At 30.0% G+C, this 15,590-nt stretch carries 14 protein-coding genes; all 14 read right to left on the bottom strand.

All coding sequences use genetic code 11. The features are described from left to right. Nucleotides 1-309: 309 nt before the first annotated feature. Complete coding sequence (locus ACSHW5_RS07470) at nt 310-759, bottom strand: 6-pyruvoyl trahydropterin synthase family protein (protein WP_435675489.1); 450 nt, start codon at nt 757-759, stop codon at nt 310-312. Nucleotides 760-898: 139 nt separating this feature from the next. Beyond that, on the bottom strand, nt 899-2,395 hold the full coding sequence (locus ACSHW5_RS07475) for a GH3 auxin-responsive promoter family protein (RefSeq protein ID WP_435675490.1): 1,497 nt from the start codon (nt 2,393-2,395) through the stop codon (nt 899-901). Beyond that, on the bottom strand, nt 2,395-3,261 hold the full coding sequence (locus tag ACSHW5_RS07480) for a M23 family metallopeptidase (RefSeq protein ID WP_435675491.1): 867 nt from the start codon (nt 3,259-3,261) through the stop codon (nt 2,395-2,397). Before ACSHW5_RS07480 ends, ACSHW5_RS07475 begins: the two co-directional genes overlap by 1 nt. A gap of 46 nt (nt 3,262-3,307) precedes the next feature. Beyond that, a complete protein-coding gene (gene nadD, locus ACSHW5_RS07485; protein ID WP_435675492.1) occupies nt 3,308-3,889 on the bottom strand; it encodes a nicotinate (nicotinamide) nucleotide adenylyltransferase in 582 nt (193 codons plus the stop codon). Between the two features lie 91 nt (nt 3,890-3,980). After that, the gene (gene gmk / locus ACSHW5_RS07490; protein WP_435675493.1) at nt 3,981-4,559 is read right to left on the bottom strand and encodes a guanylate kinase; all 579 of its coding nucleotides are present in this window, start codon (nt 4,557-4,559) and stop codon (nt 3,981-3,983) included. 74 nt (nt 4,560-4,633) lie between these two features. Further along, a complete protein-coding gene (locus ACSHW5_RS07495; protein ID WP_435675494.1) occupies nt 4,634-5,500 on the bottom strand; it encodes a YicC family protein in 867 nt (288 codons plus the stop codon). A 35-nt stretch (nt 5,501-5,535) separates the two neighbouring features. Next, nucleotides 5,536-6,432 (bottom strand): DMT family transporter, encoded by an 897-nt coding sequence (locus ACSHW5_RS07500; protein ID WP_435675495.1) that lies wholly within the window; start codon nt 6,430-6,432, stop codon nt 5,536-5,538. Between the two features lie 130 nt (nt 6,433-6,562). Further along, on the bottom strand, nt 6,563-8,422 hold the full coding sequence (locus ACSHW5_RS07505) for a SulP family inorganic anion transporter (RefSeq protein WP_435675496.1): 1,860 nt from the start codon (nt 8,420-8,422) through the stop codon (nt 6,563-6,565). Nucleotides 8,423-8,516: 94 nt separating this feature from the next. Next, nucleotides 8,517-9,143, bottom strand: coding sequence for a carbonic anhydrase family protein (locus ACSHW5_RS07510; RefSeq protein ID WP_435675497.1), 627 nt, complete (start codon nt 9,141-9,143; stop codon nt 8,517-8,519). Nucleotides 9,144-9,552: 409 nt separating this feature from the next. After that, complete coding sequence (locus ACSHW5_RS07515; RefSeq protein ID WP_435675498.1) at nt 9,553-9,849, bottom strand: hypothetical protein; 297 nt, start codon at nt 9,847-9,849, stop codon at nt 9,553-9,555. A gap of 57 nt (nt 9,850-9,906) precedes the next feature. Next, the gene (locus ACSHW5_RS07520) at nt 9,907-10,659 is read right to left on the bottom strand and encodes a tetratricopeptide repeat protein (protein ID WP_435675499.1); all 753 of its coding nucleotides are present in this window, start codon (nt 10,657-10,659) and stop codon (nt 9,907-9,909) included. A gap of 2 nt (nt 10,660-10,661) precedes the next feature. Further along, nucleotides 10,662-12,422: a BatD family protein gene (locus tag ACSHW5_RS07525; RefSeq protein ID WP_435675500.1), complete on the bottom strand. Its 1,761-nt coding sequence runs from the start codon at nt 12,420-12,422 to the stop codon at nt 10,662-10,664. A 56-nt stretch (nt 12,423-12,478) separates the two neighbouring features. Continuing rightward, nucleotides 12,479-13,312 carry a tetratricopeptide repeat protein gene (locus ACSHW5_RS07530; protein WP_435675501.1) on the bottom strand — a complete coding sequence of 278 codons (834 nt, stop codon included), beginning with the start codon at nt 13,310-13,312 and terminating at the stop codon, nt 12,479-12,481. A gap of 403 nt (nt 13,313-13,715) precedes the next feature. Then, nucleotides 13,716-15,110, bottom strand: a complete 1,395-nt coding sequence (locus tag ACSHW5_RS07535; protein ID WP_435675502.1) for a glycosyltransferase — start codon at nt 15,108-15,110, stop codon at nt 13,716-13,718. Nucleotides 15,111-15,590: the final 480 nt, after the last annotated feature.

The following is a 15,590-nucleotide window of genomic DNA, read 5'->3' on the forward strand; positions in this document are numbered from 1 at the left end:
AAAAATATGCGTTTATCCAAACTAAATACAGGAATCAAAAACCACAACAAACATTTTGGTTTTGACCACAAAAATAGTTCCTAAAAAATATATATTTATCCATAAAAAAACAGGAACCAAACACCTCAATTTCAATAAAATAAATCGCAATAAACATTTTGGTTTTGATAACAAAAACAGTTACTAAAAATTATAGGTTGATTCATTAAATCCATAGGAATCAAAAACCATATTTTCAACACGTTTACATTTTGATTTTCAGAACAAAAACAACCACAAAAAACACGTGGAAATCAAAAAGTATACTTTTTAGTTTTCACTAGCAAACCATTCTGCAAAACTTGTATCTGTTTCAGACAATTTTATAGAATGTAATTTAATATTTTTAGGCAATCTTTTTTTAATCTTAGCTGCAAAATCAATCGCCATCATTTCACTAGTTGGCTGGTAATCAACCAAAATTACATGATGATCTCTTTCCGCTAACTCTTTTGCCAATTCTAAATGAGGGGTATTTTTATTAAAGACCGTTGCATGATCAAAAACATCTACAATTTCTTCGTTTACAATTTTCTTTAAATCACCAAAATCTATCACCATTCCAAATTTTACATTGGTACTGTCTTTAATTGGCTTACCAGAAACCGTTACAGAAAGTTTATAGCTATGGCCGTGCACATTTTTACATTTGCCATCATAACCATATAAAGCATGTCCGGTTTCAAAGTTAAATTGCTTGGTAATTCTTATTGTGCTCATTTAAATGTTGTTTTGTTGCTGATACTAGATAATAACTATCTTTTGTTTCTAAATTTATTGTAATAATATACAATAACCAATCCTAATGCTAATCCTATAAATAAATAATCTCCTCCCATTTTTTGTTTTCTTTGAATTGTTAGTCTTCTAAAAAGTTTTGCAAAACATCTGCAATTTTTCTATTATCAGACAATTGCGGAATCTTATTTTGTCCGCCAAATTTACCAATAGATTTCATATATTCATGAAAACCACCTTTTTTTACTTTTCTAATTAGTAAAGGACGTAAAACTTTTCCTTTAATTAAATCTATATAATAGATATTTTGAGCTTGCATAGAAGCATCAATTTTTGCGGCAAATTGCTCTAAATCTTCAGGTTCATTTTCAAATTCAATAAACCATTCATGATAGGGCAAGCCTTTTTCTACACTCACTTGTGGCGCCACTGTAAACTCACTAATAGTAATGTTTGTTCCTAAAATAGCATCATTTAAAGCTTTTTCTACTTCTTTACCAATAACATGTTCGCCAAAGGCAGAAATAAAATGTTTTATTCTACCTGTTACTTTAATTCTATAAGGTTTTGTTGATGTAAATTCAACGGTATCGCCAATATTATATCCCCAAAGCCCTGCTGTTGTGTTTAAAATAATCACATAATTTACCCCAATCTTTACGTCTTTTAAAGAAATTCTTGTAGGATTTTCATCATAAAATTCTAAAGCCGGAATAAATTCATAGAAAATACCAGAATCTAACTGCAATAACATTCCTTTTTCTGTCTGGCTGTCTTGATAGGCAATAAAACCTTCTGATGCCGGATACAATTCTATATAATCTATCTTTTTACCAATTAAACTTTCGAACTTATTTTTATAGGGTTCAAAATTTACACCACCATAAATAAAGAAATTAAAATTTGGAAAGGTTTCTGAAATTGGTTTTCCTGTTTTTTCTATTAATTTTTCAAAATACATTTGCACCCAAGAAGGAATACCGCTAATCACAGACATGTCTTCATTCATGGTTTCTTCAACAATAGCATTTACCTTTGTATCCCAATCTTCTATGCAGTTGGTTTCCCAACTTGGCAAACGATTTTTTAACAAATATTGAGGCACGTAATGCGCTACAATACCACTTAAACGTCCTAATTTTACGCCGTTTTTATCACTTAAAATAGGACTTCCTTGTAAAAAAATCATTTTTCCATTTACAAAACTAGCATCCTTTTTTTCTACGATATAAAAAAGCAAGGCATTTCTTGCGGCTTTAATATGCGTTGGCATAGAATCTTTTGTAATGGGAATGTATTTGGCGCCCGAAGTTGTACCAGATGTTTTGGCAAAATACAGTGGTTTTCCTGTCCAAAGTACATCAGATTCTCCTGCAACTATTCTATCAACATAGGTTCTTAAACCCTCGTAATCTGTTACGTTTACACGTTTTTTAAAATCATCATAAGATACAATATTTTTAAAATCATGATCTTTACCAAACGCTGTTTTACGGCCTTTGGCTATTAAATTTTTAAAAACTTTATCTTGAGTTTTATGTGGATTTCTTGTCCATTTTAACACTCTTTTTGTTGCAATTTTAGCAAACGGAATCGCAAAAATAGATTTAATACTCATTAGTTAAAATCGATTAAATTTGTTGGATTTACAGCATAACCGCCGCTCCAAAGTTCAAAATGTAAATGCGGTCCTGTGGTTAATTCTCCCGTAGAACCAACACTAGCAATTACTTCACCAGATTTTACAAAATCGCCCTGTTTTTTTAGCAAATTTCCGTTGTGTTTGTATACAGAAATATAATCATTACTATGCTTTAATAAAATTACGTAACCTGTTTCTGTATTCCAACCAGAATAAATTACCGTACCATCTGCAATGGCTTTAACTGGGGTTCCTGATTTTGCAACAATATCTAATGCAAAATGTTTTGTATTGGGATTAAATTCTTGGGAAATGGAACCAGAAAGTGGTGCAAAAAAAACAATTTCTACGTTACTTGCTGTATTGTTACGAATAGGAAAACGGTCTTTACTTTCTACCTCTTCTCTATACAAAGAATCTTCTTTAGAAGCGTTTAATTTACTTTCGTCTATAATTCTTTGTCTTACTTCACCTTGAATAGAATCTATACTTTCACCTTCAATTTCACCGGTTAAAACGGGTTTTAATGCTTTTGTATAATTTTCTAAAACAGCTAATTTGGTTTTTAAAGAATCTGTTTGAAACGTAAGTTTTGTGGCTTTAATTTTTAATGCTGTAGATGAATACCCAGGTATGTATTCTTTTATTGGTGTAAATGCAATTAAAACAATGGTAGCTACAATTAATAAAATTGAAAAAATACCTCCCAAAACAAATACATTTAATCTAGATAATTTTAATGAAAACCGTTCTTCAAACGTATTTTCATTTAAAACTACTAAACGGTATTTGTCTGTTAGTTTTTGTTTTAACCTCCCTTTTTTCTTATTAGTTTTTGCCACCGGATAATTTTAGATTACTCAAAGATACAACGAAAAAACGCTGAAACTATTTTCTGTAAAAATTCATTTCATCTATATATTGCCAAACTTCTTTAGTAAGTAAAGGTTTTATATTTAAATTTTCCTTAATTCCTTTACGTATCATGGTAGATGATATTTGCACAATAGGCGCATCAACTCTATGAATTTTTGGATGATTTTTAAATTGATGTTCTACGCTACCTTCTGCAATTCTTGGGTATACATAAATATGATGATGCTCTAAAATGGTTTCATAATTTTTCCATTTATGAAAACTTTTTAAGTTGTCTTCGCCCATAATTAAAGAAAATTCTTTGTTCGGATATTCTTCAGAAATATGTGCTAATGTATAAACTGTATAGTTAGGTTGCGGTAATTTAAACTCAATATCCGAAGGTTTTATCTTCCGATAATCTTCTGTAGCTTTGTAAACCAATTCAAATCTATGATGGTTTTCTAACAAAGTACTTTTCTTTTTAAAAGGATTATGCGGCGTTACAACCATCCAAATTTCGTCTAAATCTGAATGTTCTACCAAATGATTGGCAATAATTAAATGCCCAACATGTATTGGATTAAACGTACCAAAATATAAACCGATTTTCATTTTCTTTACGATGTTAAAAATAGAAGAAATAAAATAGAAAGATTTAATTTCTAAAACCCATCATTTTCTCTATTCTAATTTTAATACTCTTTTATTTCTCTAAAAAATCACTTACCAATGCTACCGCTTCTTCAAGCGCAACATCAAGTTCATAATTTTTAATAATTTTATCAAATTGTGGCGCCGTTGCTAATTCTACAGAAGCTTTTGCAATACGCATATTTATTTTGTCTTCACTTTCTGTAGAACGCTTTTTTAAGCGAATTTTTAATTCATCTACACTGGGTGGTTTTACAAAAACAGACAAGGTTTCATTCGGATATTTCTTCTTAATTCGCAAACCGCCAACTACATCAATATCAAAAATAACATGTTTTTTCAACCCCCAAATGCGCTCAATTTCACTTTTTAAGGTTCCATAAAAATTGTCTCTGTATACTTCTTCCCACTCTAAAAAATCATCACTTTTAATTTTATTTTTAAAATCTTTTAAGCTGATAAAATAATAATCTTCACCATTTTTTTCTGCACCTCTTGGCGCTCTTGACGTTGCAGAAATAGAAAATGCTAAATTTAATTTTTCTTGTTTTAATAAATGACGTACAATAGTTGTTTTACCTGAACCTGAAGGTGCAGAAAAAACGAATAATTTCCCTTTAAAATCTGACATATAATTTTGTTTATAATTGCTAGTTTTTGTTGATGGGTTTTACTTCTAACTAAAATCCATCAACTAAAAACCAACTAAAGCACATTTAGTATTTGCTCTTTAATTTGTTCAAGCTCATTTTTCATTTGAATAACGGCTTTTTGCATAGGTGCAAAATTAGCTTTAGAACCTGTAGTGTTTATTTCTCTTCCCATTTCTTGCACAATAAACCCTAATTTTTTACCATTAGAATCTTCTGAAGCCAATGTTAGCAAGAAATAATCTAAATGATTTGCCAAACGTACTTTTTCTTCATTAATATCTAATTTCTCTAAATAGTAAATCAATTCTTGCTCAAAACGATTTGCATCAGTGTCTACTTTTAAATCATCAATAGCCTTTTTTAAACGTGTTTTTACGTTTTCAATTCTATCACCATCTAACGCTTTAACTTCCTCTAAATAGATTTTAATATTGGCTATTCTTTCTTTAAAATCAATTTCTAAAGAAGCAGCTTCATCAATTCTATATTGTACAATTTCTGAAATGGCAACATCAATATTTTCATTGATAAGATTCCATTCATTTTCATCTAACTCTTCACGTTCTGTTTTTAATGCATCAGGCATTCTAACGGCCATTTTTAGCAATTCTACATCATCTGTAGAACCTGTTTGCACTACATTCTTTAACTGTTGAATGTATTGTTTTACAACTCCGTGGTTTATGGTTGTAGAAGTTTCATCTGCAGTCATTTCTACAAAAATTGAAAAATCTACTTTTCCACGAACTAGCGCACTTGCCAATTTTTTACGAACTCCCAACTCTTTTTCTTTGTAATAAGAAGGAATTCGAACGTTTAAATCGAGGCTTTTACTATTTAAAGATTTTATTTCTATTGTTACTTTTTTTGTTGGTAATTGCAACACAGATTTACCATAACCTGTCATAGATTGTATCATAAAATCATCATTTTAAATGTGTTGCAAATATAACTTTATTTGGCAGAATCTTGTACTTGTTTTGTTACTAAATAGACACCTGTAAAGATGAGCAATGTTGCGCCAATTTTTATGAGGCTTAAAGAGTCACTACCCACAATTAATGCATAGATTGTTGCAATAACTGGCTGTAAATAAATAAAAACACTTACCGTTGTTGGTTTTAATTTTGATAAACCATATAGGTTAAAAAGATAGGTTAAACAAGATGTAAAGACTACAACAAAACCAATATTCCAATAAATAGTAGTTGGCATTTCTTGCCAATGAACCTCTGCCAACTCTCTATAACCAAACGGAACGGTAAAAATTAACCCAAATAAATACAACCATTTTACAAGTACAATTGGATGGTATTTTTCAATTAAATTTTTAGAGATTACCAAATACAATCCATAAGAAGCTGCATTTACAAAAACTAAAAAATTACCCCAATTACTATTTGTTGCACTTGTATTAGAAGAACTACCATAAGCAATTAACAAAACCGTACCTACTAAACCAATAACAACGCCCAAAATACGTTGCTTGCCAATTGCTTTTCGGATTAAAATACTTGAAAAAATTAACACCATAATTGGCGAAGTAACCATCATTACAGAAGCGCTTATAGGCGTGGTTAAGCTTAATCCTTTAAAAAAGGAAAGCATGTTTAAACCCACACCAAAAAAAGAGGCTAAAAGTATTTTTTTATAATCTGACTTCTCTATTTTTTGAGCCTTAACAAACAACCCAAGAATCCAGAAAATACTTGTTGCCCCTACAACTCTAATTAAAATAAAACCAAATGGTTTTACATAAATTGGCATTACTTCTTTAGCAATTGTATAATTAACGCCGTAAATTACGGTAGCAATAGAAACCGCAATTAAAGCAAGTGTTCTTGAATTCATTTAAGGTGATGTAAAAATTTGCGCAAAGTTGAGAATAAAAATTAAAAAAAAGGTTGAGTTTTAAATAATCTACATAGCTTATTTAAAACCCAACCTTTTTGAAAACTTATACACTCTCAAAAAAAATAAATTACACTTCTTTAATATTTAATTTTATCCACTTAGCACAAGCCTTAAAAGATTTAAAAATATGTTCTTTAGGTATAAAATCTGGAATAATATCAATTCTTTCCATCATATATCTCGGTTGCGCAAGTAGATTAACAAACAATACTTCAATATTTTTTTTCTTTAAATCTAATAACATGTCTTCCATAGCATACAGTCCAGATTGATCCATATATTGCATTCTTCCTAAACGCATAATAACTATTTTTGCAGTATCTGGTATTTGAAGAGAAAGTGCTTGAAAATCACTAGTAGAGCCAAAAAATAAAGGTCCTTTGATGTGTTTTATAAAAACGTGTTCTTTTAATTCTTGAGGAAAACTTAATTCATCTTCCCAAGCTTCTTCTTTTAAAGACTTAACATCGGAACGTTCTGCTGTTAAATCTCCTATTTTTTTCATAAACATTAAAGAAGCAATTACCAAACCAATACCAACGGCGTAAACTAAATTCCAAAAAGTTGAAAGTAGTAAAACCACAATCATTACCAATACTTCTGAACTTAGCTTAAAAGGTCCTACTTTAATATCTCTAGGCAAACTTGGTATTGCTTTTAATCCTTTATAATCCATTACCCCAATACCCACAGTTATTAAAATTCCTGCCAAAACTGCTGCCGGAATTTTAGAAGCAACGGGTCCTAAACCAAGCATAATTATTAATAACATTACACCAGCAATCATACCAGAAAGTTTAGTTTTACCTCCTGCATTAATGTTTACAACGGTTCTAATAGTAGCTCCTGCACCTGGTAAGCCGCCAAAAAGAGCTGCAATACTATTACCAATACCTTGCCCTACCAATTCATTATTAGGTTTGTGTTTTGTTTTGGTCATATTATCTGCAACCACACTAGTTAACAAAGAATCTATAGCGCCTAATAAGGCCAACGTTAATGCTGTAAAAATATATGGTGTTATGCTTGTTATGGAGAATTCAGAAAAAATTTCCAAATTAATTTGTGGTATTCCACTGGGTATTTCTTGTATGGTTTTATAATCTAAACCAAAACCAACCGCTATACCAGACATCACAATTAACGCCACCAATGTGCTAGGAATTTTTGTTGTAATCCGTTTAAACCCGAAGATTATAAAAATGGTACCTAAAGCTAATATGAGCTCTAACCAGTTTATATTTTGTATAGCTCTTGGAAAAGCTTTTATAGCTCCTAAAGCTCCAGAAGTTTCTTTAGCGGCAAGAGTTTGAGACTCTTTTAAGATATCATCTGAGCCTATTTGTTGCGCTCTAGAAATGGTTTCTTTAAAATTTTCTAACACTAAAATTCCCTCTCCTGCTTCTTCTTTTAAGATATTTTCTAAGATAACTTCTTCTGCTTGTGCCTTAAAAGTTGATACATATTCTACATCTTCCTTTGGGTAATATCCAATAGAAGGTAAAACTTGAGTTAATAAAATAATGAGTCCAATTGCTGTCATAAACCCAGAAACAACAGGGTAAGGAATATACCTAATATATTTTCCTAAACCTATTAAGCCCAAACCTATTTGGAATAAACCAGCTAGTAAAAAAACAGTTAAAATAGATGGTAAAGCTTTAGAAACATCGCCATCATTTGCAGCAATAATTCCTGCTATAACCACCATACTTACAGCTGTCATTGGTGCTGTGGGTCCAGAAATTTGTGTGTTTGTTCCTCCAAAGAAGGCAGCAAAAAAGCTTAAAAAGATAGCTCCGTAAAGTCCTGCACTTGGACCTAAACCAGATGAAACTCCAAAAGCCAATGCTAATGGCAATGCTACAATTCCGGCTGTTATTCCACCAAAAGCATCCCCTTTTAAATTTGAAAAAAAATTTTTCATAAAATCATTGTTTTTATTTTCATAATATAATTATTATATCTTAATATAAAAAATTCAAAAAAACTCTTTTATTAAGCATTTAGTAGTTGATTAATTAAAAAAAAGTAACTGCTCCATCATTTATATTGTACATAGCACCAACAATTAAAATTTCACCGTTTTCTTCTAATTCAGATAAAACTTCACTTTCGTGTCTAATTCTTTCAATAGTAAGTAGTACGTTTTGTGCTGCAACATTGTCTACAAATTCTAAGTTCGAAGAATTTCTTAAACTAGCGTCTTCTGGCTCTAAAACCGAGTTTACTGCTGGTTTAATTTTATTAAGCATTGCTGTTAGGTTTCCTAACCTAGCATTGTCACAGGCTCCTTTTACGGCTCCACAACTTGTATGTCCTAAAACAACTATTAATTTTGTTCCCGCTAGTTTACATCCAAACTCCATAGAACCTAAAATATCTTGGTTTACAAAATTACCGGCAATTCTAATGCTAAATACATCTCCTAACCCTTGATCAAAAATTAGTTCTGCGGAAACTCTAGAATCTATACAACTTAAAATGGTAGCAAACGGAAATTGCCCGGAACTAGTATCATTAACTTGTTCTAATAAATTTCTATGTGCCTTTAAATTGTCTTGAAACCTTTGGTTTCCTTCTTTTAAATACTGTAATGACTTTTGTGGCGTCATTGTAGATTGGGTTTCTCTTGTGTGTGCTTTCATAATATAATTTTATATTGTTAGTAATAATAAAACATCGGTATCATTAATTTTTTTTAAGCAGTGTTAATAACTGCTTTTTTACTTTATGTTAAACAAAGGTAGGTTAACATTACTTTTTATTAGATTGTTAGAAATATTTTTGAAATTGTGCTGTTTCTTTAAAAGAATCAGCTTTTTTTAAAATTCTAAAATACTTTATTGGTGCAAAAGATTTTGTAATATTATCTCCTAGAAAATGTATAGGTTTCAATTTTATTTTCCCTAAAATTACAACATCTGGGTTTGTTTTATCAATATAATTACCAATTTCTTAATTACATTACCAACTGTAAAAGACTGGTTTATATTTACCTTATGTTTGTTTTTCAGTAAAGGTTTCTATTATATTGTAGTTGCTTTTGTACGGAAGTTAGCGTACAAACCTTGGTGGTGGAGTTTTTATTTTGGGAAAAAAGGAAGTGTAGCTTTTAGAAGTAAAACGCACCATTTCCCTTTTTTGAATTTTCCTAAAAAAACTTGATATCTGAGAATTTGGACAAACTTTTAGTTCTTTTAAAGTTTCTATTTCTTTACCATCTTCTTCCTCTTCATTTAAACTTAAAAAAATTGATACATCTTGATTTTTATCAACCATGCTTATAATTGTAGGTGCTGTAATAACACCAACAAAAAGGATAGAGAAAAAGATAGCAATTCTAATATTCAATTGATTTTTTTTATTTAGATAAGTAACAAAAATAGGAAAGCAAATTTTAAAAAGTTGTTAATTTAAAACTTTTATTTCATCCGCAACTATCCAACCTAATTTACCGTCTGCTAATTTTATTTTTTTCCAATTATCTACGGCATCCAAAACAAAAACTTTTGTGCCTTCATGTAACGTAAAAACTTCTTCAGAATTTAAAGTAGGTGCATTTCTTACATCCGTTTTTTCGGCAAAAACAATAGCTTCTATTTTGTTTTGTGCAATGCTATATTGATTGTAAGTAATTAAAAAAGAGATTATTAAAACTATAAAACTAATAATACTAGATGCAAAATAAAATCGTTTTTTTGAAGGAGTTTCTGCAAAATAAAACAATAAAAATAAAATTGAAGCTATAAATGAAAATACAACAACAACAATTGCCCACTGATTGTAGGATAGTTTTTGTAAATAATTTCTGTTAAATTTTTGTAATAACGTTTGTGGTAATTCTTCAATGGTATCTAGCGCCAAACGTTTCGCAAAAATTAAATTATTTTTTACATCTTCATTTAAAGGATCTAATTGCAATGCTTTTTCATAATAGTAAATTGAAGGACCTACTTTATTCAATTTATAATATCCATTGCCTAAATTATAGTACAACGCAGATGAAGCTACCTTTTTAGATTCAATTTGTTCATATACCTTAATAGCTTCTTCTATCCTGTCTTTTTTGTACAATTCATTAGCAGATGAAAATAAACTATCTACGTTTTGAGCAGTGATAGCATTCGCAATCAACAAAAATAAAAAAACGATTTTTTTCATCATTAAAACTGTTTATCTAATTGAATAATTACTTGTTTTGCTCTTTCAAACTCCTCTTTCATTTGAGTGGCTGTATATGGCGTGTATCGTGCAAAATCCGAACTTTTTAAAACCTCAATAAATTGTTTATTGGTTTCATCATCTACCTTTCTTTGTTTTAAAATTTCTGCAATTCTTTCCTTGCTAATATCTCCCGTTTCTATACCCAACTTCGCTTTTAAATAATTATGTAAAGCACGTTCTAAGGCTTCGTAAAAAGCTTCTTTTTTCCCTAATTGTTTTTCTGCTTTAGACAAGTATTTTTTAGCCAATCGTTCTGCTTTACGTTGTTTATTACCAACAAGATCATTGTTTCTTTCTTCTTGCTTTTTAGCAACAAAAACACCAACAGGAATGGCTATTAACGGTAAAAACAATAAAATGTAAAATAAATTAGAGGTGTAAAAATCTGAACTTTCTAAAGGTTCAAAACTACTTTTGGTTTCTATATATCTAAAGTTTTTTCCGGTAGCAACAATAGTTTGTTTTTGTACTGCATCTTTATTTGGTTTTTGCACCAATTCTTTTCCTTCTAAAACATCTACATAAAAATCTTCTGTGGTAAGTGTATGGTATTTTCTTTCTGAAGGATTAAAATATGAAAATGAAATATTAGGTATCTTATATTTTCCTTTGTACTGCGGCACAATGGTATACAAATCTGATACAGTTCCATTAATTCCGTTGGTTGTAACGCTAACTTTTTCTTTTCTTTCTGGTTGATATTTTTCTAACTCAACAGGAGTTTCTACACCCGGAATTTCAAATAACTTTAAATTTCCTTTACCAGAAACCGCTACTTTTAATTCAGCTGTTTCATTTGCTTTTAAGAACTCCTTGTTTAAAGATACATCAAATTTAAAATCACCAACTGCACCATTAAAGTTTGCTGGTTTTCCTTCTATTGGCAAGCTTTTTGGAGATATTGTTTTTATAGCCGAAGCAAATTCTTGCCTCACATTTCTAGTAATAGCATTTCCGAAAAAATCTGTTCTTCCAGAAGGAACGCCAATTACAATATCCATTTTCATAGGATCTAACGTTAATTTACCAGATTTTGTAGGAATTAAATACGCTTTTTGCAAAACAATATATCTATAGTTTTCACCATTGTATTTTCCCATTTTTACAGGAAAACCATTAATTTTAATATCTTGATTCCAAAAACCGTTGTATTGTGGTGCTTCTGTTACAGAAGTGTCATAAACACTCACATTTTCACTAACATATAACCTATATTCTACATAAATTCCTTCGCCAACATAGGGGCTAGATTTAGATATTTCTGCTACCAAATGTATATTTTGTTGTGCAATATAATTTGGGTCGTTTGGGTTTTTAGGAAGCTCTACCGCATCTAAAACTATAATTTTTATTGGTGAAGATTGTATTGTTTTTCCACCAATTATTACACTTGCAGCACCAATAGTTAATTCTCCTTTTCTATTTGGTTGAATAATGTAGGTATAAGATTGAGAAAAACTTGCTTTTCCGTTTATCCAAGATTGACTAATAGATTGACTTGGGCCGCCAACCACTTTAAAATTAGAAAAATTTGGCGGCTTAAAATCATCTCCTCCTTGTTTGTCTATGGTAAACTCTATACGTAAACGTTGATTTAAACCTAGTTTATTCTTGCTAACTTTTGCCGTTATAGTTGCTTCTTGGGCAACCATAACAACGGTTAGTAAATACAGAAATATGAATATTAATTTACTTTTCATTTGTTTGAAAATATGCTTTTTTAAAGGATTACACTTTTAAAAAATTTAACAAAAAACTACCAATCTTTTTCTTGTTTCACTTTTTTTCCTTGTGCTTTTTTAGCATTTACTTTCTTCTGTGTCTTTTTTTCCTCGTTGTTCAGACTTTCTAATAATTGTTGTATTTGCTGAGGAGTCATTTTTCCTTGTTGTGGTTTAGGCTCTTGCTTCTTGTCTTTATCATCCTTTTCTGGATTTTTGTTTTTATCGTCTTTATCTTTATCGCCTTTTCCGTCTTTATCCTTGTCTTCTTTATTATCTTTCTTATCCTTATCGTCGTCTCCGTCCTGCTTATCTTTATCTTTGTCCTTATTTTTATCGTCTTTATCCTTTTTATCGTCCTTTTTGTCCTTGTTATCTTTGTTGTCTTTATTCTTGTCGTCGTTTTTTTCTTTTTCTAACAATTGTTGAGCAACGGCTAAATTATAACGAGTTTCATCATCATTAGGATTGTTTCGTAAGGCATTTTTATAGGCATCTACCGCAGGTTGATATTGTTTACCTTCCATCATTGCATTACCAATATTGTGGTATGCTTCTGCTTTTGTAAACTTGTCTTTTGCTGTTTCTGCAGTTAATTCATATTGAGGAACTGCTTCTTTGTAATTTTTATTTTGATACAACGCATTCCCTAAATTATAAGTAGCTTTATTATATTTTGTATCATTCCCTAATGCCTTTTGATATGCCACTGAAGCATCTGTAAAACGCTGCTGTTGGTATAATTGATTACCATCTCTCACAAATTTTCTAGCCTTGCGTTGCAATGAAAGAGAATCTTTTTGTGCCAACAGATCTGTGGTTGAAAATAGCAGTAAGAAAACGACGAATAGGTATTGTAAATTCTTCATGTTATTTTTTTGTTTCTATCATACAGTTTTTATCATCTTTCTTAAAAAAGAATGAACACAAAAGTAAGCGTTTCAAAAAAAAAAACTTGTTAAGAAGTTGTTATTTTTATAAAAGTATATTTCTAAAAATTTACGGTAATTTTAGCCAAAAGACCTTGTATTAGCTAGAAAAGAAGGGTAGTTTTAAATATCTCGTGGTTTTATTTCTAAATTTCTAATATGTTCTTAAAAGTTTAGAAATTTAATTCTTGCTAGAGATTATAGTTTTGTAGTGATTTACTTAAAAACAGCTATAAATAAAATTGATGAACAATAAATATCATTTACTGTTCATCAATAGTTCTATGGGTTCATTATTAATCTTAATTGTACAAAGCACATTGGCACATGATTCTTCGTTTATTTATGCAGCCAACTCACGAGTTAACCAGCCACTTTTACCTGCAGTTGCAATTGCGTAAGGAGTAATCCAGAATAACCCAAAAGTATATAAAATGCTGTAGGAGTATGCCCAAAGTGCCTCTTTTAGATCATAACTTTTAGAATAAAACAATACAGGGAAAGTTGAAAAGATTAAAATACTTAATAAAGTAGAACTTACAAATAATACGGGATGTGTTATTACAAAGTATAGCATAAATAATAAAAAAGGGTAAGACATTATCATTTTTATGGATTGCGTAATAAATAATAATCTCGATCCAAATTTGCTACCTTCTTTAAAATTGGTAAACACATATCTATACATAGCAATGTTTTCACGAACGTTGCTTCTTCCCCATCTAATAAACATTTTATACAAGCCCGTATAATCTTCTGGTACATTTGTATAAGCATAGGCGTTTTTCTGAAATAAAACACTGTAACCTTGTTTTAAAATCATATTGGTTAAGGCTCTATCTTCACCAATATCAGAAGCTTTTCCCATAAATTTTTGATCTACCCATTCTGGCAAACAGGCAAACACAGCAGTAGCTTTGTAAGCGGCTAATGCTCCAGGAGTACATAAAACAGAATTTAAACTACTTTCTGCAGAACGTTTAAACTCAAAACTCATTACAAAACTTACATTTAGCATTTTTGGCAACAAGGCTTTTTTATTATTTAAAACTTGAATATTACCAGCCACAGCACCACATTTTTTATCAGTAACTAACGGACTTACTAAATTACGAAGTGTATCTTCTTTAACAATTGAATCACTATCTACAGTTACAAAAACGTCTCCTGTACCAAGATTAAAACCACGATACAATGCGTGTCTTTTTCCCATATTTTTAGGTTGTTGCATTATGGCAACCTGATCTCCTAAAATTCTTTTAGCTTCTTTCATCCAATACCAAGTATCATCTTTACTACCATCATCAATAGCTAATAATTGTAATTTTTCTTTTGGATAATCACTTTTAGCCAAACTTTCTAAAGTAGCCCAAACTTGTTTTCCTTCGTTATACGCTGGTACTATTACGGTTACTGTAGGAAGTTCATTATCACTTACAGAGGCAATTGGTTTGTATTTAAAATATAAGTATACATCATAAATAAAAGTCAATGCTCCAAAGACAAACAGTACAGCTGCCACTGTAAAAAATAGAAATCCAAAATTGCTATTTAATCTCTGAAAGTTAAATTTTGAAAAATCATTTTGTAATAGATAAACAGAATAAGCAGCACCAATCATTACAATAAATGAACTTATGAGAATAATAAGAGCTCTAAAATTAATTGGAGTCTTTTTCTTATTGACTATAGAAAATTTATTATTATGTAACTTTAAATTATAGGTTGCTGATTTCATTTTAAAAATTATTTAGATCTTGTGTATAGACCTAAACCAATTTACGTGCCGTTAGCAATAAACCCCTATTTGCTAATGTTTATAGATTTTTAACGTGTTTTTATGTGTAATTTTTACCCACTTAGTGTGTAAAAAATATACCTTACTTTTGTACTAATTACCTATTATTACTCATTTTTTTGATAGTTGTAAGGTTATAAAATTTATAAGTAATAGTTACAACTTACAAATGAGAACTAAATATCAAAAACCAGAAGGTTATTTTTAAGTTTTAAGCCGTTTATTTTGAGTAAAAACATCAATTAATGATAAATAAATTGAAATAAATATTGATAAGGTATATTGACTTTAATGGCAAAAGAATACTTGCTTGTGCAATCTATATTAAGTGCTTTTTTTCTATTGATAAATAAATAGTAATGAAAGCTCATTTAAAAAATATTATCATAAGTTGATACCAAATGAGCCGATTAAAAATAT

Source organism: Polaribacter sp. (genome assembly GCF_051251875.1).
In the GTDB taxonomy this organism is placed as follows: Bacteria; Bacteroidota; Bacteroidia; order Flavobacteriales; family Flavobacteriaceae; genus Polaribacter.

Coding starts and splice junctions, on each gene's coding strand:
- ACSHW5_RS07475 (WP_435675490.1), bottom strand. CDS start 2,395: ATGAGTATTAAATCTATTTTTGCGATTCCGTTTGCTAAAATTGCAACA.
- ACSHW5_RS07530 (WP_435675501.1), bottom strand. CDS start 13,312: ATGAAGAATTTACAATACCTATTCGTCGTTTTCTTACTGCTATTTTCA.
- ACSHW5_RS07470 (WP_435675489.1), bottom strand. CDS start 759: ATGAGCACAATAAGAATTACCAAGCAATTTAACTTTGAAACCGGACAT.
- ACSHW5_RS07510 (WP_435675497.1), bottom strand. CDS start 9,143: ATGAAAGCACACACAAGAGAAACCCAATCTACAATGACGCCACAAAAG.
- nadD (WP_435675492.1), bottom strand. CDS start 3,889: ATGAAAATCGGTTTATATTTTGGTACGTTTAATCCAATACATGTTGGG.
- ACSHW5_RS07520 (WP_435675499.1), bottom strand. CDS start 10,659: ATGAAAAAAATCGTTTTTTTATTTTTGTTGATTGCGAATGCTATCACT.
- ACSHW5_RS07495 (WP_435675494.1), bottom strand. CDS start 5,500: ATGATACAATCTATGACAGGTTATGGTAAATCTGTGTTGCAATTACCA.
- gmk (WP_435675493.1), bottom strand. CDS start 4,559: ATGTCAGATTTTAAAGGGAAATTATTCGTTTTTTCTGCACCTTCAGGT.
- ACSHW5_RS07525 (WP_435675500.1), bottom strand. CDS start 12,422: ATGAAAAGTAAATTAATATTCATATTTCTGTATTTACTAACCGTTGTT.
- ACSHW5_RS07535 (WP_435675502.1), bottom strand. CDS start 15,110: ATGAAATCAGCAACCTATAATTTAAAGTTACATAATAATAAATTTTCT.
- ACSHW5_RS07505 (WP_435675496.1), bottom strand. CDS start 8,422: ATGAAAAATTTTTTTTCAAATTTAAAAGGGGATGCTTTTGGTGGAATA.
- ACSHW5_RS07500 (WP_435675495.1), bottom strand. CDS start 6,432: ATGAATTCAAGAACACTTGCTTTAATTGCGGTTTCTATTGCTACCGTA.